The 20,683-nt window shown below is 45.5% G+C and carries 25 protein-coding genes; 14 read left to right on the forward strand and 11 right to left on the reverse strand.

All coding sequences use genetic code 11. From position 1 onward, the window contains the following. Positions 1–106 precede the first annotated feature (106 nt). Positions 107–565 (reverse strand): GNAT family N-acetyltransferase, encoded by a 459-nt coding sequence (locus Q7V32_RS12020; RefSeq protein WP_304897218.1) that lies wholly within the window; start codon positions 563–565, stop codon positions 107–109. A gap of 47 nt (positions 566–612) precedes the next feature. Next, positions 613–915, reverse strand: coding sequence for a DUF6156 family protein (locus Q7V32_RS12025; RefSeq protein WP_304897219.1), 303 nt, complete (start codon positions 913–915; stop codon positions 613–615). A gap of 253 nt (positions 916–1,168) precedes the next feature. On the opposite strand from Q7V32_RS12025, the gene Q7V32_RS12030 reads away from it, so the two are divergent. Next, positions 1,169–2,890 (forward strand): ATP-binding protein, encoded by a 1,722-nt coding sequence (locus tag Q7V32_RS12030; protein ID WP_304897220.1) that lies wholly within the window; start codon positions 1,169–1,171, stop codon positions 2,888–2,890. A gap of 97 nt (positions 2,891–2,987) precedes the next feature. Here the strand turns inward: Q7V32_RS12030 and Q7V32_RS12035 are convergent, their stop codons facing one another. Beyond that, complete coding sequence (locus Q7V32_RS12035) at positions 2,988–3,158, reverse strand: hypothetical protein (RefSeq protein WP_304897221.1); 171 nt, start codon at positions 3,156–3,158, stop codon at positions 2,988–2,990. A gap of 109 nt (positions 3,159–3,267) precedes the next feature. Here Q7V32_RS12035 and Q7V32_RS12040 point away from each other — a divergent pair, with 109 nt between their 5' ends. Continuing rightward, positions 3,268–3,486 (forward strand): Nif11-like leader peptide family natural product precursor, encoded by a 219-nt coding sequence (locus Q7V32_RS12040; RefSeq protein WP_304897222.1) that lies wholly within the window; start codon positions 3,268–3,270, stop codon positions 3,484–3,486. Between the two features lie 61 nt (positions 3,487–3,547). Here the strand turns inward: Q7V32_RS12040 and amrA are convergent, their stop codons facing one another. Together amrA and amrB are read right to left on the reverse strand one after the other, a co-directional pair. Further along, positions 3,548–4,117 (reverse strand): AmmeMemoRadiSam system protein A, encoded by a 570-nt coding sequence (gene amrA / locus Q7V32_RS12045; protein WP_304897223.1) that lies wholly within the window; start codon positions 4,115–4,117, stop codon positions 3,548–3,550. Continuing rightward, positions 4,104–4,883, reverse strand: a complete 780-nt coding sequence (amrB, locus tag Q7V32_RS12050) for an AmmeMemoRadiSam system protein B (protein WP_304897244.1) — start codon at positions 4,881–4,883, stop codon at positions 4,104–4,106. The genes amrA and amrB overlap by 14 nt, the downstream gene beginning before the upstream one ends. A gap of 131 nt (positions 4,884–5,014) precedes the next feature. Here amrB and amrS point away from each other — a divergent pair, with 131 nt between their 5' ends. Continuing rightward, complete coding sequence (gene amrS / locus Q7V32_RS12055) at positions 5,015–6,103, forward strand: AmmeMemoRadiSam system radical SAM enzyme (RefSeq protein ID WP_304897224.1); 1,089 nt, start codon at positions 5,015–5,017, stop codon at positions 6,101–6,103. A 127-nt stretch (positions 6,104–6,230) separates the two neighbouring features. Here amrS and yeiP read toward each other — a convergent pair whose 3' ends face one another. The 3 genes from yeiP to Q7V32_RS12070 all read right to left on the reverse strand — a co-directional run bounded on the left by yeiP (position 6,231) and on the right by Q7V32_RS12070 (position 7,934). Continuing rightward, positions 6,231–6,797, reverse strand: a complete 567-nt coding sequence (gene yeiP, locus Q7V32_RS12060; RefSeq protein ID WP_304897225.1) for an elongation factor P-like protein YeiP — start codon at positions 6,795–6,797, stop codon at positions 6,231–6,233. 332 nt (positions 6,798–7,129) lie between these two features. Continuing rightward, on the reverse strand, positions 7,130–7,666 hold the full coding sequence (locus Q7V32_RS12065) for a glutathione peroxidase (protein ID WP_304897226.1): 537 nt from the start codon (positions 7,664–7,666) through the stop codon (positions 7,130–7,132). A 1-nt stretch (position 7,667) separates the two neighbouring features. After that, entirely contained in the window at positions 7,668–7,934 is a 267-nt protein-coding gene (locus tag Q7V32_RS12070) for a hypothetical protein (protein ID WP_304897227.1), read from the reverse strand. Positions 7,935–8,081: 147 nt separating this feature from the next. On the opposite strand from Q7V32_RS12070, the gene Q7V32_RS12075 reads away from it, so the two are divergent. The 3 genes from Q7V32_RS12075 to Q7V32_RS12085 all read left to right on the forward strand — a co-directional run bounded on the left by Q7V32_RS12075 (position 8,082) and on the right by Q7V32_RS12085 (position 9,840). Beyond that, on the forward strand, positions 8,082–8,444 hold the full coding sequence (locus Q7V32_RS12075) for a PilZ domain-containing protein (RefSeq protein WP_304897228.1): 363 nt from the start codon (positions 8,082–8,084) through the stop codon (positions 8,442–8,444). A 473-nt stretch (positions 8,445–8,917) separates the two neighbouring features. Next, entirely contained in the window at positions 8,918–9,265 is a 348-nt protein-coding gene (locus tag Q7V32_RS12080) for a hypothetical protein (RefSeq protein WP_304897229.1), read from the forward strand. Between the two features lie 11 nt (positions 9,266–9,276). Beyond that, positions 9,277–9,840, forward strand: a complete 564-nt coding sequence (locus tag Q7V32_RS12085; protein WP_304897230.1) for a hypothetical protein — start codon at positions 9,277–9,279, stop codon at positions 9,838–9,840. Positions 9,841–9,999: 159 nt separating this feature from the next. Here the strand turns inward: Q7V32_RS12085 and Q7V32_RS12090 are convergent, their stop codons facing one another. Next, complete coding sequence (locus Q7V32_RS12090) at positions 10,000–10,398, reverse strand: hypothetical protein (RefSeq protein ID WP_304897231.1); 399 nt, start codon at positions 10,396–10,398, stop codon at positions 10,000–10,002. Positions 10,399–11,066: 668 nt separating this feature from the next. On the opposite strand from Q7V32_RS12090, the gene Q7V32_RS12095 reads away from it, so the two are divergent. The 8 genes from Q7V32_RS12095 (at position 11,067) to Q7V32_RS12130 (ending at position 19,556) form a co-directional block, all read left to right on the forward strand. Beyond that, a complete protein-coding gene (locus tag Q7V32_RS12095; RefSeq protein ID WP_304897232.1) occupies positions 11,067–11,663 on the forward strand; it encodes a GspH/FimT family protein in 597 nt (198 codons plus the stop codon). A 517-nt stretch (positions 11,664–12,180) separates the two neighbouring features. Then, positions 12,181–12,768, forward strand: a complete 588-nt coding sequence (locus Q7V32_RS12100; protein ID WP_304897233.1) for a GspH/FimT family pseudopilin — start codon at positions 12,181–12,183, stop codon at positions 12,766–12,768. A 23-nt stretch (positions 12,769–12,791) separates the two neighbouring features. Continuing rightward, positions 12,792–13,268, forward strand: coding sequence for a type IV pilus modification protein PilV (pilV, locus tag Q7V32_RS12105; protein ID WP_304897234.1), 477 nt, complete (start codon positions 12,792–12,794; stop codon positions 13,266–13,268). Between the two features lie 53 nt (positions 13,269–13,321). After that, positions 13,322–14,335: a PilW family protein gene (locus Q7V32_RS12110; RefSeq protein ID WP_304897235.1), complete on the forward strand. Its 1,014-nt coding sequence runs from the start codon at positions 13,322–13,324 to the stop codon at positions 14,333–14,335. Between the two features lie 13 nt (positions 14,336–14,348). After that, positions 14,349–14,882, forward strand: a complete 534-nt coding sequence (locus tag Q7V32_RS12115) for a PilX N-terminal domain-containing pilus assembly protein (RefSeq protein WP_304897236.1) — start codon at positions 14,349–14,351, stop codon at positions 14,880–14,882. 105 nt (positions 14,883–14,987) lie between these two features. Further along, entirely contained in the window at positions 14,988–18,665 is a 3,678-nt protein-coding gene (locus Q7V32_RS12120) for a pilus assembly protein (RefSeq protein ID WP_304897237.1), read from the forward strand. 69 nt (positions 18,666–18,734) lie between these two features. Next, positions 18,735–19,070, forward strand: a complete 336-nt coding sequence (locus Q7V32_RS12125) for a hypothetical protein (RefSeq protein ID WP_304897238.1) — start codon at positions 18,735–18,737, stop codon at positions 19,068–19,070. Between the two features lie 51 nt (positions 19,071–19,121). Beyond that, positions 19,122–19,556 (forward strand): type IV pilin protein, encoded by a 435-nt coding sequence (locus Q7V32_RS12130; RefSeq protein ID WP_304897239.1) that lies wholly within the window; start codon positions 19,122–19,124, stop codon positions 19,554–19,556. A gap of 48 nt (positions 19,557–19,604) precedes the next feature. Here Q7V32_RS12130 and Q7V32_RS12135 read toward each other — a convergent pair whose 3' ends face one another. Both Q7V32_RS12135 and Q7V32_RS12140 read right to left on the reverse strand, forming a co-directional pair. After that, positions 19,605–19,850 carry a glutaredoxin family protein gene (locus Q7V32_RS12135; protein WP_304897240.1) on the reverse strand — a complete coding sequence of 82 codons (246 nt, stop codon included), beginning with the start codon at positions 19,848–19,850 and terminating at the stop codon, positions 19,605–19,607. Beyond that, on the reverse strand, positions 19,850–20,338 hold the full coding sequence (locus tag Q7V32_RS12140) for a TIGR00645 family protein (RefSeq protein ID WP_304897245.1): 489 nt from the start codon (positions 20,336–20,338) through the stop codon (positions 19,850–19,852). The genes Q7V32_RS12135 and Q7V32_RS12140 overlap by 1 nt, the downstream gene beginning before the upstream one ends. Between the last annotated feature and the right edge of the window lie 345 nt (positions 20,339–20,683).

Below are 20,683 nucleotides of genomic sequence, written 5' to 3' on the forward strand. Positions count from 1 at the left end.
TACCCAATGCTAAGATTCGTTAATGATTCACATTCTACCCTGACTTTAAGAAATGCTAAAAAATTCCGTCCTGCAATTTGACGATAGAACCGGTTTACGGCATGGGTTAATCCAGAAAAATACGAAACGGGATCATGGGTGACTTTGTAAAGCCATGGCTTTGATAAAAATGATGAGCTGAAAAACAATCATGATCGGTTAGTAAAGTAATGCGCTTGCAGCCTTTTTGCCTTGCGGTTTCAATCGCACACATCAACAACTGCGAACCGATACCTTGCTTACGATGATCAGGCATAACGACCATGTCTTCGAGCAAACCCACCCGATTACCCAGAGCAGTCGACACGGTAAACAACAAACTGACCATACCGACAACATTCAGGCGCGATCGGGCCACAAGTATCAATCCAGACTCAGGTTTATCGATTATTAAGCGCAAACCGCGTTGTTGCGCATCGCTATCCGGCGTGAACTCTGCCTCCTGCGAAAACAAAATCGCCAACAAGCCGCAAAGCGCAGGAATATCACTGGCTAATGCCGGTGTTATGTTAATGTTTGAATTCATTATTTCGCCCTTAAGTTAAGCGCTATTCGCATCTCGCTTAGTCCAGGTCAGCCTCTTACCGGATTGCCTTGTTGATCAAAAGCCAGCACCGTGATTTCGTCATCCAATCCGGTGATTTTGGCTTCCTGTAGACCGCCACTCTCGTGATAACGGTAGCAATGCAGTAGTTCGACTTCGCCATAAACAACTTTTTCGCAGCGGATCAGCCGTTCTTTTGCATCGAAATACCCTCGAAAAAAAGTATTACGGTTATCAAGTTCGCTATCAGATAGCTCATTTACCAATTTTAAAGGTAATTTCATACCACTGTAGCTGACAAAATAACGGCAATCGCTTTTTTCAAGTTCCATGTTAATCCCGGCTGTATTAATTAAAACCGAAGATTTAGCAAGGTTTGTGCCTTGAATAAAGAGCGCTTGAAGCCCTGTGTTGGTCAGCAAACTGATTGTTTCGCTGTGTCGCAATTCAATCTTTAGCTTCGCTCACTTGTTGCTTTTACAACAATTCACGTTAAGCAGAGACCTGGATTGCCTGAATAGATCAAGTCTCCGCTCATGGCTCTGATTTTGCTCGGTATTAGGTATTTCAATTGTTTGAGCCCATATGAAACTGCAGATAGAAAAACATCATCTTGAATTGTTGCTTGCCCTGCATCCTCGATTAGCAAGCCTGAACGAACAATTGCGCTTCGGTAACAAGGTGCAGGTGTTATTCGATCAACTCAGCCCTGCTGAATTATCCAGTTTGTCTGAGATTTATCACCAAACTGGCGGGGCTTTTCTGCAACAGGCGGCGCTCCTGTCTACATTACAAAAAGTAGTGATGAATGACAGCTCACGCTATCACGCGGATCAGTTGGAAATGTTGCTACCTGATATCGCCCGCTATTTGCTGGACGATGCAATACGGGGCTGGATGTTTCAGGTACTGGGATCCGGCAGAACCTTGGCTTATTTGATAACCCGCATCGATTACACGCCGCCGGGAGAGGAAGAAGCCGGACGCATCCTGATAGAACTGAAAGCCAACAGCAAGGGAAAAATAAACATTGAATCACTGATCATTCGCAGCAAGGACCTGACTGAAAAAACTATCGCCGAAATTTTCATCAGCAAAGGTTATCTCAAAGAGACGCCGGAATTGATAGCCAGTTATGACGAAGCGGCTGGACGTTATTTTGATTGGCGCGCACGATACGGCGAGCAATTTTCCGGCTGGGGAACCGGACTTTATGCGGACGACCCTTCCGCCAGCCACCGCAATAACGATTGGACCCGCAAAAACACAGTCGTTTTGTCCTCAGCGGGCGGCGCATGCAGATTGGTCAATGATGAAAACATTCTCAGTGAACGCGCCTTGAGCCTGGATGCGTCAGGCGACATACTCGGTAAATATCTGCGCAAAGCCGGTAAAAGCATGCGCTATGACAGTAAAGCAGAACAAGCGGTGGAAGCTTTCAAGGATGAAATCCCGGCGGGACTGTTTACTGAATTGCCGATTCACGGCTATATCCTGATGTTTCATCTGGAGCTTCATCACCATGTCTGGGTTCATGTCGACGATATCCAGCCTTATCTCTATCAGCCGGAACTGAAGCAGAAACTCATTCTGCCTCCCGAACAAACCGACTTGATCGATATTTTGACCGCCGAAATGGATATGCTGATGGACGATATCGTTGCCGGAAAATCCGGCGGCACCACTGTATTGTGCGCAGGACCTGCCGGTGTGGGAAAAACACTGACTGCAGAAGTTTACTCGGAGATAATCAAGCGCCCCCTGTACCGGGTCCATTCCGGACAATTGGGGTTGAACGTTGCTGAAATGGAGAAAACCCTGAAAGATATTCTGATCCGAGCCCAGCGCTGGGGCGCAGTCATGCTGATCGACGAGGCAGATGTCTATATCAAGCGGCGCAATGACAATTTAGCTTCAAACGCGGTAGTCGGCGTATTTTTGCGGGTTTTGGAATATTTCAACGGCTTGCTGTTTCTCACGACCAACCGGGTCGATGACATCGACGAAGCCATCATTTCCCGCTGCATTGCGATGATTCGCTATCACGCGCCGAATAACGCCGATCGCCGAAAAATCTGGCAGGTCATGACTGCACAGTTTTCTTTACCAATAAACGATGATTTGATTGCCGAACTGGCTGAACTGTTTCCCGGAGCGACCGGGCGGGATATCAAAGGATTGACCAAATTGGTCGCCAAATTCTGTCAGCAAAAACAGTTACCGCCGAATTTGGAGGTCTTCAAACGCTGTTCGGTGTTCCGAGGTCTGGAAATGGTGGAAATAGCAGAAAGCAACAACTACACCTAATCTGATCGAAAAAACGTCTAGCTCCAGATCGGGCGGTGTGTGTTTGGCGAGGATGTCGGCCGCCTGAATAGTTCCGCCTTGACTGGCTTTAAGGCGGTCATTGACCGACACATCCCGCAACTTTAGCAAAGTCGACCGTTTTTTCAGTATGAAAGGAAGCAATCAGAGGCTTATTCAGATCCTGTGATATTGAAACTTCAACCTCTAAAATACATTGTTGCAACCACAACAAAATCAACCATTTCAGATGAAAAATGACAGTTTTCATCCTAAAGCCTGTGCTATTAATCAATTGATTTAAATAATAAAAACTATATTTCGGCGACTTGGTAACAATTTTGCTTATCTGTGTGTACTTATTAATCACGGAGTAATTCATGTCGACCAAGATAATTAAAGATTTTTCTGACAAAGCCAAAACCGAACCTGAGCTTAAAGAGAAATTAAAAGCGTGTTTAAAAATCAAGGAATTAATCACGCTGGCCAAGGAATACGGCTACGAAATAGATGAAGTTGGGCTTTACCCGCCTAATGAACCTCAATTCACTGAGGAGCAACTCTCTGAAAAAATGGCTAAAGCACTACTGAGAGTTTAATTTTAGCCTTAAGCGGCCTCCGTCAGGATTATGAGGGAAGCCGCTGCAGCCCATTATCCGGCTAGCGATAAATAGCGTGAATGACTGACGTAGTGTAGCGTGAAACTTTAAGCGAATCGGACCAGTAATGAGCGGATAACCCGGCTTTTTGTTTCAAGTGTTTTAAAAAATCGAGGGGGCGGGATAAGCTCTCCCAGACCGAAGGCAAAAAAGTTCCGCGATGGCTGCCATCTTCAAGGATCAAGCCATCGATACCCGGCCGGAGCTGAGCGAGTAAATCCTGTTCAGATGAAAATACCATCGGCTCGGGAGCGCTGAGTATAGAAATATGAAGTTCCAGACCATCAAGCTCCGTCTCAGAAAGCGGCGCAAAGCGATGGTCTCTGAATGCTGCAGCAAAAGCATTTTCGGCGACATCCTGAACCAAAGGCCTGACGGCTTGCAGCATACCAATACAGCCACGTAGTTCATGATGACGCTCCAGAGTCACAAACGTTGCCGCCATCTCCTGCAATTGCGGCGGATAGTCAGACAAAATAACCGGCAAGGCGCGACCGGTCTTAAACCCATACGCGATAGAGGCTCTGGCAACACTGATCAAACGCTGTTGGTGAGCTTCAATTAACCACATAAGCACCGTACCCTACCACACGGCGTTTATCGCCCGCCGTATCACCGGAGTTACGCAAATCGATGGTTTTTATCGTGAAGGATTTATCCCTCAACAGTTTCAATAATCCCGCCACGGGAGCCCTGCCGCACGCAGAATCATAAGTCAAATGCTCGTAATCCAGATTTTCAATCAAGTGACTGGTGTTTTGATCCAGTTTCTTTGCGCTGGCGTAATCATGGTAATGACTTAGATCGGAACTGATGACAATCAATGTTTCATTCCCGCCCCATAAAGCGTCCAGCACTTGACTGACTTGCCCCGGCGAGGCCTCACCCACGACCAATGGCACCAAATTAAACGCTCCCAACGTGCGTTGTAAAAAGGGCAAATGCACTTCCAGGCTATGCTCCAGGACATGGGCATGATCTAAACACGTCACAAAAGGAAATTGCAAGAGTGACTGAACCGCATCGCAATCAACAGGCACACCGCCTAGCGGCGTTGTAAACGTAACTGCGCTGCTCGCGGCCAGACCTTGAAACGCAACCCGGTGCGATGGCCCCAATAAAACTACTCGATCAATATGAGAATCTGATGATTTAATCAAGCGGTAAGCACTGGCGGCAATCGGCCCCGAATAAATATAACCGGCATGAGGCACAATAATTGCTTTGGGGGTAGGCTCATCGACCTTCGCGCTTGCCAGTAAGTCATCAACCATGGTTTGCAGTTCCTGCGAATCAGCAGGATAAAACGCGCCTGCAACAGCGGGCATTCTGTTCATCATAAGCAAAATCCTGTATAACTTTTACAGAGAAAAATGGATAGAAAAGCGCTTCCCATTTAACATTACCGAGTTATTCCACTTAACTTCAAAGACTTTTATTTTAGTAAAGTGTTCCGGGAGTAAAGACAATGACTACCTTTATCACACAGGACACAGTAACAACAAAATACTGGCACACCTTAGAGGATGGCCGTATTCAATGCGATCTTTGCCCGCGTTTCTGCAAATTACACGAAGGCCAGCGTGGTCTGTGTTTTATCAGGAAAAACCTGAACCATCAGGTTGTCATGACCAGCTACGGGCGTTCCAGCGGGTTTGCTGTTGACCCTATCGAAAAAAAACCGCTCAATCATTTTCTACCCGGCACGCCTATTTTGTCGTTCGGCACCGCAGGCTGCAATCTGGCGTGCAAATTCTGCCAAAACTGGGATATCAGCAAATCAAGGGAAATGGATGCCTTGATGAGCATGGCTTCTCCCGAGGCCATTGCCAAAGCGGCCATCGCTCATAACTGCGCCAGTGTGGCTTATACCTATAACGATCCCGTGATCTTCCATGAGTATGCGATAGATACCGCCAAGGCTTGCCGTGAATTAGGTATTAAATCGGTCGCCGTGACGGCGGGTTATGTCTGCCCCGAACCTCGCGCTGAATTTTATCAATGGATGGATGCCGCCAACATCGACTTAAAAGCGTTTTCTGAAAGCTTTTATCACACGATCACCGGCAGTCATCTGGATGCCGTCCTGGATACGCTGAAATATCTGAAACACGAAACCTCAGTCTGGATTGAACTCACCACCTTGCTGATTCCCGGTAAAAATGATTCAGAAGCCGAACTGGAAGCAATGACCCAATGGGTAGTTGAGCATTTAGGCCCCGAAGTCCCCATGCATTTTACTGCATTTCATCCCGATTGGAAAATGAGGGATACCCCGCATACGCCGAAAGATACGTTGCTAATGGCGCGTAATATCGCGATAAAAAACGGCGTTCGTTATGCCTATGTCGGCAATGTCCATAACAAAACCGGACAAAGCACTTATTGTCATCAGTGCGGGAGCATGCTGATTGGCCGGGATGGCTATATTTTATCGGACTGGCATCTTGATGAATCAGGTCATTGCCGTACCTGTGGCACGCGCTGCGCCGGAGTATTTGATACGCAACCCGGCCAATGGGGTGCGCGGCGACAGTCAGTTCGTATAAGAGGTTAACCTGGAAAAATTATTTGACCGACGAAAAAAGTACTTTTTCAACAAGATAATCAATCGCATATCATCCAGGCCAAAGCCGCGAACCACACTAAAGATCAACCATATCGGGCATCGACTCATTTCAGATTTATGCACGCGACATGAATTTCCCGGTCAGCGTATTGATTTTGATCAACTCACCCGTTTTTAGATATTCAGGCACTTGCACCTCAATGCCGGTGGTCAGTCTGGCGGGTTTGGTGCGACCTGTTGCCGTTGCACCTTTGATTTCCGGGGCGGTTTCGACAATTTCCAAGGCCACAACAGCGGGCAACTCAATGCCTAAAATTTCGTCATCGACCAACAAGGCGGCAATATCTTCCAATCCTTCCGTCAAATAACCTATTTCATCTTCCAAATCATCAGCGCCCAGTGTGTATTGGGTGTAATCCTCCATATTCATGAATATGTAATTACCGCTATCAACATAAGAAAACTGGACTTTGACTCTGACAAAGTCGGCATCTTTGAAATAGTCATCCCCTTTTAAGGATTCATCCAGCTTTTGTCCGGTTTTGAGATTATTGAACCGTACCTTGTACAACGTCGATGCGCCTCTTGAAGACGGGCTGCGCACTTCAACCTGCTTGACTACATGAGGAACCCCATTGATATCAACCACCATACCTTTCTTTAAATCACCTGCTTTTGCCACGCAAAACTCCTGAAAATATTAAACCCATGAAACGCTATTCTTAAAAAAGGCACTGATCACGTTAATGCTAGAAAGCATATTAAAGCCGTCATTCCGGCATGAATTGCCGGAGCCGTTAGACCGAGGAAGATCGATGTCACACCGATGTGAAAGTCCAATGCCATACATGGCTTCTGAACCCCGGCAATCCATGCCGGGGCGACGCCAGCTATTAACGTGAGCAGAGCCTAAAAAACCCTGCTAGTAAACGGGTAATCATCGATTTTGACCATTGCAATTTTGTTCAAATAAAGCGCACGCGACAAATTCGCCTTCACCCAATCGGTCAATACCTACTGTTGCAACAAAACCTTAATTTTAGCTTCCATAGCCTCTGGTTCAACGGACGAAGCAAAGGCTTCCACGTTAAGACCTTTCCGGTCAATCAGGTACTTATAAAAGTTCCATTCCGGCGCAGTTCCTGTCAATTGGGCCAATTTCCTGAATAAAGCATTCGCCTCATTGCCTTTAACACGACTTTCCGCAAATACCGGAAAAGTCACACCGTAATTGATGTAACAGACATTCGCGGTTTTTTCCTCGTCTTTGAATTCTTGATTAAAGTCGTTTGATGGAAAACCCAATATCACCAGACCTTGATCCTTATATTTTTGGTACAGCGTTTCCAATGATTTAAATTGAGGGGTATACCCGCAATTACTGGCCGTATTGACCGCTAAAATGACCTTTCCTTGAAAGGCCTGACAGAGCTCCAGCGTTTCGCTGGATCTTAATTTTCGCATTGAAAAATCAAGTAAATCAGAACATTCTTCCGCCATAACCGGACCATTAATACAACTCAACAAGAGTAACAAGGCTAACTTTCTCAATTTAATTGCTCCAACCCAAATGTTTATCAACCCAACGCAGACTCAACCAATACCAAAAAGTCATTGGGAGCATCATGGCAACCCAGCTCCAATCATCAATCAAAAATAATAACTTGACCCACTCGACTTCATGGAACCACTCCACCCAAGGTACACAATACAAACTAAAAAGCAAAGAACTCCAAACTAAAATTAAAGCGCCTTTACGGGTTTCAATACTTGAGAAGGCCAAAAACACCCAAAGCGGGGTTTTGTCGGTTTTTTGCATTATTATTTCTCCGTTTCGTTACTTTAAGATACCGACCCAAGCGGCCATTGATGAGTATTTTTATCTTTGCTACTTGCACATTTAAACTACTGCGACTATATAAGCTATTTTTGCAATTTACTCCATAAATAACAATAAGAGAGAAGCATGGATTCCGAAAGACGCAGCCATAGACGCATAAAACCAAAAGGATTGAGCGCCGATATTATTATTGCCCGGACTAACGATCAGGAACTGCCCTTAAATGGCGATATTCTGGATATCAGTTACAGCGGTATAAGAATCAAGTTAAGTAAACCATTAGCGTCCAATATTGAAGGCAAAGTAAAAATCACAATGACCTTACCGGAATCGGGGACTCCTTTTATTGTCCACGGCACGCTCAAACATCAATTTAATGACGATGAATGTGGACTTCACTATACCGGTCATTCTGAGGAGTCTATTGATGACCTGATGTTTGAATGTGTCAAATTGAATGACATGACTTTGCTCATCAAAACCGCTTAAGCGTGCAGAAGTAGAAACCAAAAGCATTAAATTGATTCCTTGACGCTATCGCTCACTCTGGTAGATTCATAAATTCTTCTGATTATAAAGATGATTCAGCTCTAACGCTTTTCCCCTAGCCGACCGCGTCATTTCGGCAGGGATTGCCGAAATCCAGACTCCATGGATAGCTCGAAGCTTACCCTCCATGGCATTGGTTGCCCGTTTCCGGACTGGTATTACGGGCTTATGGATTCAGCTGAGACAACTTGCTAATCAGGTAAACTTTTACAAACGAATGTGCCAGGCTCAGCAACCCTATGTTACTAAGGCTCTTCCCCTTCTCCATTTTTTTTGCTTTTTTCTGTTTTATCGTCGGTTATTTTTTTCAAAAACTAGGACTAAAGCAATGGGCCAATTATTTCCTGAACAGCGGTCTGTTTTTTTTAATTTTGGTATACGCTAAAGCCGCTCTGGGTTTTTTAAACTTAGCAATGCAGTCGTTATACCGAAGTGCCCGGCATTATATTTCGGTCCCTGCAGCCCATGCGCGAGTTGAATTGAGTCACCGGCACAAATTACACCATCAGGCTCAACTACACAAAAACCACAAAAAGCAATTGCTATACCGGCACAGTCAAGCGCGCAACCGGTTTATCAAGGCCAATAACAGAAATCAGGCCATACAGCTTTCAAAAGCCATATGCAGCCATTTGCATGCCAAACGTAAAGTACTCCCTCAAACAGACTATCAAGCCTATCGCCAAGCATTGCAAAATAACCACCGGACCCAAAACATTGACGGCTTACTACAACTTCAATTTGAAATAATTCACCGGTGAATCGTTAAACCATGTCATTTATTAAACGTTGGGCTCTGGGTGTCATGAATTTTGTTTACACCTTGCGTGAACAACATCTGGATTGGCAGACACAGAGTCTGGAAAAACGTTTTCACTACAAAAAAAATAAACGTTTGGTTGAAAAAGACCTGGCTGCGTTGCTAAAAAAAAGGCAACTGATACTTGAGCATGAATTAAATCTTATCAAAAGCCAGAATCAGTCAGAACTGGCATTACTGAAAATCAAGCATAAACAGGATATTAAGGATTACCGCGACTACCTGAAGGCACTGGATCAATTAAAAAATAAAATCCGCGATCATTATCAACACCTTCCTGAAGCCATGATCTTTACAATCCATCATCACGCCAAAAACCTATTGAATAAAATGTGGGAAACCGATGATTTGCATGAAAAGATAATCAATGAACAGCAGTTCATCTTGTTTATGACGACGCTGCATAACGATCTAAATGAATTGCCCAGGAACGATCCGCGCAATGAATATCCCGCTGATACCTTAAAACTGATCAGTGCCGGTAATTACCAGCAAGAAGCGGACAATATCCGCTAATTTAAGTATTTATGTAGCTATTCAGCGTAGCAACAAAACTAAGGCGAGGCACCGTGTTGGTTGGGTTGGCGATAACCAACCCAACATTTCAAGACCATGGTGTTAATTGTTGGGTAGCGAACAACGGGCAACCCAACCTGAATAATGACGAAGCTTTCTTTAAAAAGCAAACATGGCCAATACCGCGCTGCCCATGCTAACGCCCGAAATCAATTGCGTTTTTTTCAGCATTGTTGATGTTTGCCAAATCCCTGCTATTTGACGTTTTTGTTCGCTACACCAATCCGGAAAAGCAGCACACCATCGAGCGATACGGTGAAACAGCCAAATCGCTGCCAAGCCGCCCATAATGACCATCAAATAAAAGACGGCAATCTGGGTTGTACGTCGGCTTACATCAAAAAAATGCCCAATCAGCTCGTCCAATATAAATTCAAAAAGCATGTAGACGTGCTGCACTATCCAAACTATCGCATGCAGCAATTCCATCGGCATTTTAATAGTCAAGAATACTAATGCAATTGCTATCACCCAATTATTTATAGTAAAGGTTTTCATATCATTCAGACTCCTCAACAGAAATGGCTTATAACTGGTTTAAGCTGGTTGCAAAATCGATAAACCCAATATGTCATTACTACATTTTTAAAAGGACTAATAGTTCCAGCCAGACAACGCACCAAACTAACATAGACAGCCCTTTCAAAAACTCTCAGGCTGGAGTCTAGCTTTGTTCGCTTTCATAAAGCTTTCACGGCACTAAAATTTTTGATTTGCACTAACTTGTCGCGCTAAGACCAACACCCTCACTTTCCAACTCGTGATTAGCGTGTCGCCGTAGCTCGTCATACCCGTTTGAAAACGGGCAACCAATGCCATGAAAGGTAAGCTTCGAGCTATCCATGTGGCCTGGGTTTCGGCTATCCCTTCTGAAATGACGCGGTCAACTACGGAGAAAGCGTTAGAGCTGAACCATCTTTTCAATCAGATTCCAACTTTTGCTTTTAGACAAAACTAATGATTTTAAATTTCTCTGATAAATAAGCCGCTCACTTTTAGAGCTAACCTGGGCGACACGTCACACAAAAGAATCATATTAATTACTAGAATTACAAAACCCGTTAAATCAGAGCAGCATTCGGGTAATTCGGGGTTAGCCATTCGCCTCAGACACCCATCCGAATAATCCTGCATTTTATTTTTTAGCACTGGCTTTTGGAGATGACATGATCACTCACCTATCAAAAAATCTGGGACTTACGTTACTGGAATTACTGATGACGCTTATCATCGTGGGTATCATCAATGCATTTGCCCTGCCAAGTTTCAGCAGAACGCTCAGTCAAAATCAATTAACGACACAAACGAATACATTAATCACCGGACTCAATTACGCGCGAAGCGAGTCGATAAAAAGGGGCCAACCAGTTGTGATCAGAAAAACAGGAGCTCAGTGGGAAAATGGCTGGCGTATATTTGTTGACCTGGATCGTTCAACAGCTGCTAAAACCAACAGCTTTGATGCCGGAACCGATCTTGAATTACGCATCTATGAAGCACTACCACCTCATTACACCCTTCGGGGCAATAATAATTTTGTCAACTTTATTCGCTACGAACCAACAGGGCTAAGTAACAATATTGGCAGTTTTGCACTCTGCGATAACAAAGACAACGATAATTTGCCCCAGCCATGGACAGCTAAACTTATCATCGTCAACCGGGCCGGACGAGCAAGAATAGGCAGGGACACCAATAACAATAACATTCCGGAAAGAGAGGGAAATATTGATATGGTTTCCTGCACCGTTTCCCCGTTTTAAGAAAGATGCGGGCAATCCCTGACAATAAGCCCCTCTCATCACGAAGAGTATAAAGCAGCCCCAACCGTAACCTCATCTCGGCAATCCCTGCCAAGATGAAGGCTTATGACCGGCAATTCCCAGTATGAACTTTTAATGTGGCTTGGAGGGTAGGCGTAAGCCTTGCGAGGAACGCCGTAGATCCATCCGTGGAGGCTTGACGGCAGCATCCCTGCTGCCGACATCCCCGCAAAGCTTACGTCTACCCTTTATTATCATCAAACTGGGAATTGCTGGCGTTTGAAGGGGCTGAACAGTCTTTATAATCCGATAAAATCATGGAACCCGGCTCAATAGGATTATGTTCAATTGTCTTCAAACAATGCACTGCATTTTTTGTTTTGGGCTAAATTTCACAGATAGCGCATACGATCTATACTAGTCTTTCACATGCTTCAATCAGAAACACTTAAAAGCAAGCGGGTGATGCGGCTATTTATGCATCAAGTCTAATGCTCTATGTAGCCTTGGCATTATAATGCGGCTACTTAATAAAACAGACTATCTGAAAAATATGCGCAACAAAACCAAAATGAGCGCCGGTTTTACCCTGCTGGAATTGATGTTAGTCATAGGCATTGCCGGTGTGATTTTAACCATGGGGATACCCAGTTTTATGGACAGCGTTAAGAGCAATCGCCTGACAACCCGCACCAATGAACTGGTGACAGCATTCAATTTTGCCCGTAGCGAGTCGATCAAACGGGGCGTAAGAATCACCGTCTGCAAGAGCACTAACGGCAGTTCGTGTTTGACTTCTGGCTCTAACTGGACAGAAGAATGGATCGTATTTACGGATCAAAATAATAATGCAGCTTATGACAGCGCCAGCGAAACGTTATTACGGGTTCAAGCCAACCCGGCGTCTAATATCACGATGAATGGCACTACCAATATTGCCAATTATGTTTCATATATGCCTACTGGCCGAAGTCAATTGATAGCCGGAGGCGCCCAGGCAGGCACCATTAAGGTTTGCGATGACAGAACCGGAAATGTGGGCATCAATCTGACATTAAACACAGTAGGCCGGGTTAATACCAACCGAAGTTTTGCCTGTCCATGATTCGACAACGACACACTCATTTTATGCAAAAATCAGGCGGTTTTACCTTAATTGAAGTCATGATTGCCATGGTTATCATGGCAGTGGGCTTACTAGGCCTGGCAGGCCTTCAGGCTACAGGACTACGCAACAATCAAAGCGCTTACAATAGAAGCCAGGCGACACAACTGGCTTATGACATGTCGGATCGTATCAGAGCCAACCCCATCAGTGCCCGAAATTTTGCAACCAGTGTCTATAATACGGTGAATCCTTCAGCTGCAGTGGTAAAAACCGCATGTAACGCAGTAGCAGGAACCTGCACTCCTGCCGATATGGCTGAAAATGATTTGTTTGAATGGAATCGTAATTTGGTGGCCACATTACCCAGCGGCACCGGCACGATCCAAGTATCCGGAACAGTCTATAACATCACCGTGACCTGGGATGATAAAAGGGAAGCCGCCGGAGTAGCTAACAATACTGCGGATACCAGCTTTCAAATGAGCTTTCAATTATGAGTATTAATTTTCCAGCACCATCAGCAAAAATACAGACTCATGATCGTTTATCTATGAGCGATCCACATGCATCAAACAGGCAGCGAACGTTTTCGAGACCCAAACAATCCGGCATGACGCTGGTTGAAATCATGATTTCATTGTTGATAGGGGCTATTTTACTGGGCGGTGTCTTACAAATATTTATTAGCACCAAACAAACCTACCGGATGCAGGAAGGCTTATCCAGACTGCAGGAAAATGCCCGCTTTGCAATGGAATTTCTGACCTTTGACATCCGTATGGCGGGTTATCAAGGCTGCCCGTCAATCAATACGCTATCACCTAATATTATTGCAAGCCCTGCGCCTACCTATCTTGTGGGAAACCAATTTGTGGCAGTTAACGGAGCTAATAACGTCGCGACAAACTGGAGCACTAATGCTTGTGGAACAGCCAATGAATGCTTAGCAGGCACGGACACGATATCCATCATGCTCGGCGAAAATTGCGGAGGCCAATTAACAGGCCAAATGACTTCCGTCAATGCCAATATTCAGATCGATGCGGCCAATACTTGCAACATCAGTGCAGGTGATGCTGTGCTAATTTCTGACTGTAAATCTGCAGACTTGTTTAGAGCCACGACAGCTTCTTCTGGATCTGGCAAACAAACGATTTCCCACTCCTCATCCAACAATACGTCTAACTTCCTCAGCATTGCCTATCAACAAGATGCAGAAATATTTGGCCTTAGAGCCACGACTTATTACTTGAGAACCGGAGCCGGAGGACAACCGGCTTTATGGCGATTTGATAACAACAGACCCGTTGTGGCAGGGACTAATCCTATAGAATTGGTTGAAGGGATTGATGATATGCAAATCACTTATGGCTTGGATACCGATGCGGATGGCAATGCTGATCGATACATATCTGCCGATTTAGTCACCAATTGGAACAACGCTGTCAGCGTGCGTATTACTGTATCCGCTCGAACACTTGATCGCAATTTGACCACCACCGGAGATGGCCGATTAAGACGAACGATGACTACAACCGTAGCCCTGCGAAACAAACTTCGCTAACCAGGTGATACACATGAATCACAAGACTCCAGCCCTCACCCATCAATCAGGCGCTGTTTTACCCATCAGTCTTATTATGGTTTTATTGCTGACAATGATTGGTATTACGGGTATGCAGATTACTTCGCTGGAAGAAAAAATGGCGGGTAATTCCAGGGACAGAAATCTGGCTTTTCAAGCCGCAGAATCGGCTTTGCGGGAAGGCGAGAGCTTTCTGACTGCGGCGTCACTGCCTACCTTTACTACGGGCGGCACCAATGGGCTTTATGCAATAACCAGCACTGCCATTTCAGAAGTCACCCTTAAGACCAGCGACACTTTTTGGAGCAATAATACCAATACAGTGCGGGTGACTAATGCGGACGTCACGAAACATGTCGTCGCCGCTCCCCGCTATGTCATCCAGCAACTGGCTTTCAGTGAAGGCGGAGGTCAAAGTCTGGATGCCGGTGTTCATCAGGAAAATGAAATGTACCGGGTCACAGCACGAGGCGTGGGCGGGAACACAACCACGGTGGTTATTGTGCAATCGACTTATAAGCGCTAGCGATGTTGTATCAAGACATCCTACGCCAATCAATTTTTTAAGACGTCAGAAGTTATTCACCCCCCGTTTGGCTGTCTGTTGTAACCCTAAAGCAGGATACACATCATGAAACACCGCACCAAGACCCTGACCCATTCCGGCTTAGCCGCCATGCTGCTAGTTTCATTTTTCTCCGCTCCTGCCAAAGCGCTGACTATCTCTGACGTGCCGCTATATTTAGCCGCAAACGTGGATCCGAACCTGATGTTTATACTGGATGACTCGGGGTCCATGCAGTGGGAAATCATGCCGGATGATTTTATTTACTCTTATTTTGTATTCCCTATCGCCTCGACAATCTATGGCGGGGCTAGCGATTACCCAAACTGGGTACCGACTTTCGAAGACGGTTATGTTTACAGTGCGTTGTCAAGAAGTTATCAATTCAACAAAGCCTATTACAATCCAGCCGTTACTTATACGCCCTGGATTTCGGCCACAGGAGCACTGATGGCCAATGCAACGCCAACGGCTGCTTTTCATAACCCGACCTTACCACTTAAAGGGTCCAGAAATCTGACTGTCAACAATACACAAACAGCCTCCTGGGATAGATGCACTAATCAACCTCCAACTGGTTGCACTACCCCTACTTTCAGCCAAACCTTTTATCCCGCCATTTATTATCGTTTCGCCGGGGGAAATCAATGGACTTTAACCAATTACACAAAAGTTGAAATCATTTCTACAACCGCCTCATACACAGGCGATGGCCGAGAAAGCCGGACCGACTGTACAGCCGGAGTCTGTACATATGCTCAAGAAATTCAAAATTTTGCAAACTGGTATACCTATTATCGATCACGCATCTTGTTATCACGGGCAGGAATAGGCCGGGCATTTTCTCAGCAAAGCACCAATATGCGGGTTGGGTTTGGCTCAATCAACAAGGCAGCTACCAGTATCGACGGAGTCTCGACTGGCACAATCATCAGCGGTGTCCGCCCTTTCTCTGGCACAAATCGAGAAAGTTTCTTTACTAATCTTTACTCTCATGTCATCCCATTATCCGGCACACCTTTAAGAAGAGCGCTTAACGATGCCGGGCAATATTATTCCAGAGCGGACAACCAAGGCCCCTGGGGAGCCGTCCCAGGGTCGAATAACACAACGCCACACCTTGAATGCCGCCAATCCTATACCATACTTATGACTGACGGCTACTGGAATGGAACCGACCCTGCCGTTGGCAATGCGGATAACACCAACGGACTGGCAATAACCAACCCGACGACTGGGGATAGCTATCAATACACGCCTACCGATCCCTATCGTGATCAATGGTCCAATACATTGGCTGACGTTGCCATGCAGTATTGGAAAACCGACCTGAGAGCGGGTCTAACACCGCTGGCCAATAAAGTGCCTGTCACACCGGAAAACCCCGCTTTTTGGCAGCACATGGTTACTTTTGGCGTCGGCCTTGGCGTGCAAGGCTCAATTAATCCCAATACAGCTTGGGCGGCCGTTGCCTCTGAGACAGCTATTGCCTGGCCGGACCCAACATTGACTAACCCTGCGAAGCTCGATGATCTATTGCATGCCGCAATCAACGGTCACGGCGGTTTTTTCAGCGCTTCCGATCCTAATACTTTCGCTAACGAATTAAGCACGATACTTAATGCGATTACTGAGCGCACAGAAGCCTCTTCCGCTGCGGTAACCACCAATTCAACACGATTGGACACCAACTCTGTGGTGTATCAGGCAAAATTTGACAGCCGGAATTGGACGGGGCAGCTATTGGCTTTTAAAGTCAATTCCAATGGCAGCCTGGCATCCACCGCCTCTTGGGATGCAGGACAACGAGTCACCGCTCAAGGCAGTTTGGGACGCTCAATTTTCAGCTTCAACCCTTCCACTAATTTGGGTGTCAGTTTCTATCATGCCAATCTTGTTACGACGCTCACGCAAGCCAAAATTAATTATTTGCGCGGCGACCAAAGCGAAGAACAACCTAACGGCGCATTTCGCAAAAGAACCGGTACCAATGCCCTGTTTGGTGATATCGTCAATTCAGACCCTTGGTTTATCGGGGGCACCAATTTTGGTTATCAACTGCTTAAGCCCAATGCCGATGGAACCCCTACTCAGGAATCAGCAGATTATGTTACGTATCGCAGCAGCGCGACCTATAGAGAAAGAACGCCTTTAGTGTTAGTGGGGGCGAACGATGGCATGCTGCATGCGTTTAATGCCAAAATTACCGGAACCGGCAATGGTGAAGAGGTGTTTGCTTATGTGCCTAACACTATTCTCAACTCGATGGACGCGCTAACGAATCCGGGTTACACCCATAAGTATTTTGTCGACGGCCCACCCATTGCTGCAGATGCTTATTTCGATGCAGATAATGATAATGACAAAGAATGGCGTACCGTAGCCGTCGGCACGCTTGGCGCTGGCGGTAAAGGCGTATTTGCACTGGATGTTACGTTTTTAGCGCCTGGTGATAACACTTATCAAACTGCTGAAACAGCCTTTTCAGCAGACCGCGTGCTTTGGGAAATTAACAGCTCTAAAACGGGTTTCGCCGATCTGGGCTTTACCCTAGGTCAAGCGTCTATTGTTCGTATGGCCAATGGCGAGTATGCGGCGATATTCGGCAATGGCTATAACAGCGCCAATCATAAAGCCGTGCTGTATATTGTTAATATTAAAACCGGTGCTTTAATTAAATCTATTAACACGAATGTGGGAACAGCTACAGAAAAAAACGGCTTATCTACCCCTATCCCTGTCGACGTTAATGGTGACCGTGTTGTCGATGCTATTTATGCAGGTGACCTGCAAGGTAATATGTGGAAATTTGATGTCAGCGGCTCCAGTGCTACAAGTTGGGATGTAGAGAAATCGGGCAGCACTCCCAAGCCGCTATACCAGGCTAAAACTACTGGCGGAGTTAACCAACCCATTACCGCCAAACCGCAAGTAGGCAAGCATCCAACCAGTGGCGTCATGGTTTATTTCGGCACCGGTAAATATTTTGAAACTGGCGACCATACGGTAGGTACCAGTCCCCTAGTACACACTTTTTACGGAATTTGGGATGATTGTGTCAAAGTTGCAGGTGAAACCGGGGGCGGTAGCTGCAGCATTCCTACCATGACGCGCACAAATTTAGTCGCTCAAACCATCTTGCTTGAAGACGTCTTTACCGTTCCAACGATAGAGGAAGAAGGCGAAGAGGAAACTGAAGAGACCGGTTATAGCATTGAACAAAGCATAAGAATAACCTCGAATAACCTGGTTGATTATACCGGCAATACACCCAAGAAGGGCTGGTATATGGACCTGGTATCGCCCCCTAGTGCTACGGCTAAAGGCGAAAGAGTCGTCAGCCAAGCCTTGTTAAGAGGCGGACGGATCATTTTTGCGACGCTGATACCGGATGACAACCCTTGTGCCAGCGGCGGCACCAGCTGGTTAATGGAAGTGGATTCACTGACCGGCAGGCGCCTTGCAAAATCACCGTTTGATTTAACCGGAAATAACTTAATCAATTCGGAGGATTTAATTTTACTCGTGTTGGAAGACGGCGTTTATTCAATAGGATCGACCACCGGTGATAAAACGGCGGTGTCCGGCATTCAATCCAATGTAGGCATCATCAAAACGCCCGGCGTGATCTCTGCAGGCGACCTGGAATATAAATATACCAGTGGATCGACAGGTGTTATGGAAGTAACGACAGAATCGGTCAGCGGCACATCAGGCCGCCAATCCTGGCGGCAGTTGAGGTAATTAAGTACTGTTTAAAACGGCATGGATCTAAATAATGACCTATTATTTGCGTTTTCAAGAAGGCAAAACATGAAAAAAATACGACCCACTTTAACAATCGCTTTGATTTTGATCAGTTCACCCTTATTTTGCGCCGAAGCTGAAACAGGTCACTATAAAAATACGGGGCTGGTTGCTGCTTTCATCCCAACAACCGGCACCGTTATTATTGATGACAAAAACTACCATATAGATAATGAAGCAGTTATTCATTACCAAGAAGGAGCGGAAAATCCTCGCCAGATCAATAACAGATCAGGTGTTTCCCTGCAAGCAGGTCAGCGGGTTGGCTTTAATTTAGACAGTTCGAATTTTGTCCCACCAAGAATTGCTGAAATCTGGTTTTTAAAAGATCCCGAAGAATAAGTTAACTTGATTAAACCGGACGGTAAATATTTTACGGAGCACCATTAAACTATGAAAATTCAAAATGGGTTTACCTTAATTGAACTGATGATCGCAGTTGCGATCATTGGCATTCTTGCGGGTATCGCTTATCCCAGCTATCAGGATCATGTTTTTAAATCCCGGCGTGCCGATGCGAAAGCGGCTTTATCAGGCTTAGCCAATGCGATGGAGCGGTATTTTACTGAGGAGAATGACTATGAGACGGCGCGGGGTACAAATGGCGTCCCGCTTAGTACTGTATTTGTCTCAACCAGCCCGGTAGACGGAGGTACAGTGGCTTATAACTTAAGAATCAATGCAGCAAGTGCCTCAACTTATATGCTTCACGCCATTCCTACAGGCCCTCAAGCCAACGATAAATGCGGCACCTTGACATTGGCACATACCGGCGCAAAAGGTATCAGCAACGCCCATTCAGGGGTTGATATAGAGGACTGCTGGTAAAAATTTGGGGATTTTCTTAGTTCGAGCGGTGTAGAACCACATTGATGGTCACAGCGTTGTAATGAAGTCTGTTACATCGTCCGCTGTAAACGGCCAAAACAAGGCCTTTTGACTTTCAGTATGCAATAACACAGGGATGCGAATCGCATAAAGGGCTTGCCAATGCTCTTCCTCTGCGATATCGATGAGTTCCACTTCCATCTGAGATTTTAACTGCCTGCATTCAGTTAAAATCAATCCTGCATCTTCACATAAGTGGCAACCGGCAGTGCCCAATAACAGAAACTTTTGCATCAATGTTTTGTTAGCTTATCCAGATAGCCCATAAAAAAAGCGGATAACACAAATGCCAAATGGACAATCACATACCACATGATTTTATCGTTATCTGTTGCATGGATGTTCATAAACACTTTTAACAAATGAATTGAAGAAATGGCGACGATGGATGATGCCACTTTCATTTTTAGCGACGTGTAATCATGCGTGCCTAGCCAATCCAGCTTTTCGGCGCCCTCACTTAAATCCATTCTCGAGACGAAATTTTCATAACCGCTAAACATAACGATCACAATCAGACTGGCAACTAAAGTCAAATCAATCAGCGTCAATAATTTAAGAATCAGCAACGATTCATCCACTTCCAGGATGTAGGGGATGATGTGGAACAGTTCCTGAAAAAACTTAATGGCCAGCGCCAATAAAGCCACACTCATTCCCAGATAAATGGGTGCCAATATCCATCGACTGGCATACATCATTCTTTCCATCGAACGTTCTATTTTTTCTTTTGCCGGCATACTGTGTTATTGGAAATTAAGTAATTATTCAAAATGGGTTGGGGGAACATGATTTTCGCAACCCAACAAGCAACACTTTGGCCTTGAAATGTTGGGCTGGCTAACGCCAACCGCCACCAACAGGGTGCATCAAATTCATATTATTCGGCTGAATAGTAAAAATTAAGTATCTGCTCACCCCTTCCTATTTTATTGGGTGTAGGTGCTTGATTTCAAAGGACGCATGAATACATCCTTGTAGCTCTCTGCAACATCCCTGTTGCAGAAGCCTTTTCAATCAATCACCTACACCTTCTTTTTCAAGCGGGCGAGTAGTTACAAAATTAA

Origin of the sequence: Methylicorpusculum sp. (genome assembly GCF_030651835.1) — a bacterium.
In the GTDB taxonomy this organism is placed as follows: domain Bacteria; phylum Pseudomonadota; class Gammaproteobacteria; order Methylococcales; family Methylomonadaceae; genus Methylicorpusculum.

What these genes read in the sequence shown, in the direction of transcription:
- Q7V32_RS12020 (WP_304897218.1), bottom strand. Translation starts at nt 565, where the DNA reads ATGAATTCAAACATTAACATAACACCGGCATTAGCCAGTGATATTCCT.
- Q7V32_RS12025 (WP_304897219.1), bottom strand. Translation starts at nt 915, where the DNA reads ATGGAACTTGAAAAAAGCGATTGCCGTTATTTTGTCAGCTACAGTGGT.
- Q7V32_RS12030 (WP_304897220.1), top strand. Translation starts at nt 1,169, where the DNA reads ATGAAACTGCAGATAGAAAAACATCATCTTGAATTGTTGCTTGCCCTG.
- Q7V32_RS12035 (WP_304897221.1), bottom strand. Translation starts at nt 3,158, where the DNA reads ATGAAAACTGTCATTTTTCATCTGAAATGGTTGATTTTGTTGTGGTTG.
- Q7V32_RS12040 (WP_304897222.1), top strand. Translation starts at nt 3,268, where the DNA reads ATGTCGACCAAGATAATTAAAGATTTTTCTGACAAAGCCAAAACCGAA.
- amrA (WP_304897223.1), bottom strand. Translation starts at nt 4,117, where the DNA reads ATGTGGTTAATTGAAGCTCACCAACAGCGTTTGATCAGTGTTGCCAGA.
- amrB (WP_304897244.1), bottom strand. Translation starts at nt 4,883, where the DNA reads ATGAACAGAATGCCCGCTGTTGCAGGCGCGTTTTATCCTGCTGATTCG.
- amrS (WP_304897224.1), top strand. Translation starts at nt 5,015, where the DNA reads ATGACTACCTTTATCACACAGGACACAGTAACAACAAAATACTGGCAC.
- Q7V32_RS12070 (WP_304897227.1), bottom strand. Translation starts at nt 7,934, where the DNA reads ATGCAAAAAACCGACAAAACCCCGCTTTGGGTGTTTTTGGCCTTCTCA.
- Q7V32_RS12075 (WP_304897228.1), top strand. Translation starts at nt 8,082, where the DNA reads ATGGATTCCGAAAGACGCAGCCATAGACGCATAAAACCAAAAGGATTG.
- Q7V32_RS12080 (WP_304897229.1), top strand. Translation starts at nt 8,918, where the DNA reads ATGCAGTCGTTATACCGAAGTGCCCGGCATTATATTTCGGTCCCTGCA.
- Q7V32_RS12085 (WP_304897230.1), top strand. Translation starts at nt 9,277, where the DNA reads ATGTCATTTATTAAACGTTGGGCTCTGGGTGTCATGAATTTTGTTTAC.
- Q7V32_RS12090 (WP_304897231.1), bottom strand. Translation starts at nt 10,398, where the DNA reads ATGAAAACCTTTACTATAAATAATTGGGTGATAGCAATTGCATTAGTA.
- Q7V32_RS12095 (WP_304897232.1), top strand. Translation starts at nt 11,067, where the DNA reads ATGATCACTCACCTATCAAAAAATCTGGGACTTACGTTACTGGAATTA.
- Q7V32_RS12100 (WP_304897233.1), top strand. Translation starts at nt 12,181, where the DNA reads ATGCGGCTACTTAATAAAACAGACTATCTGAAAAATATGCGCAACAAA.
- pilV (WP_304897234.1), top strand. Translation starts at nt 12,792, where the DNA reads ATGCAAAAATCAGGCGGTTTTACCTTAATTGAAGTCATGATTGCCATG.
- Q7V32_RS12110 (WP_304897235.1), top strand. Translation starts at nt 13,322, where the DNA reads ATGAGCGATCCACATGCATCAAACAGGCAGCGAACGTTTTCGAGACCC.
- Q7V32_RS12115 (WP_304897236.1), top strand. Translation starts at nt 14,349, where the DNA reads ATGAATCACAAGACTCCAGCCCTCACCCATCAATCAGGCGCTGTTTTA.
- Q7V32_RS12120 (WP_304897237.1), top strand. Translation starts at nt 14,988, where the DNA reads ATGAAACACCGCACCAAGACCCTGACCCATTCCGGCTTAGCCGCCATG.
- Q7V32_RS12125 (WP_304897238.1), top strand. Translation starts at nt 18,735, where the DNA reads ATGAAAAAAATACGACCCACTTTAACAATCGCTTTGATTTTGATCAGT.
- Q7V32_RS12130 (WP_304897239.1), top strand. Translation starts at nt 19,122, where the DNA reads ATGAAAATTCAAAATGGGTTTACCTTAATTGAACTGATGATCGCAGTT.
- Q7V32_RS12135 (WP_304897240.1), bottom strand. Translation starts at nt 19,850, where the DNA reads ATGCAAAAGTTTCTGTTATTGGGCACTGCCGGTTGCCACTTATGTGAA.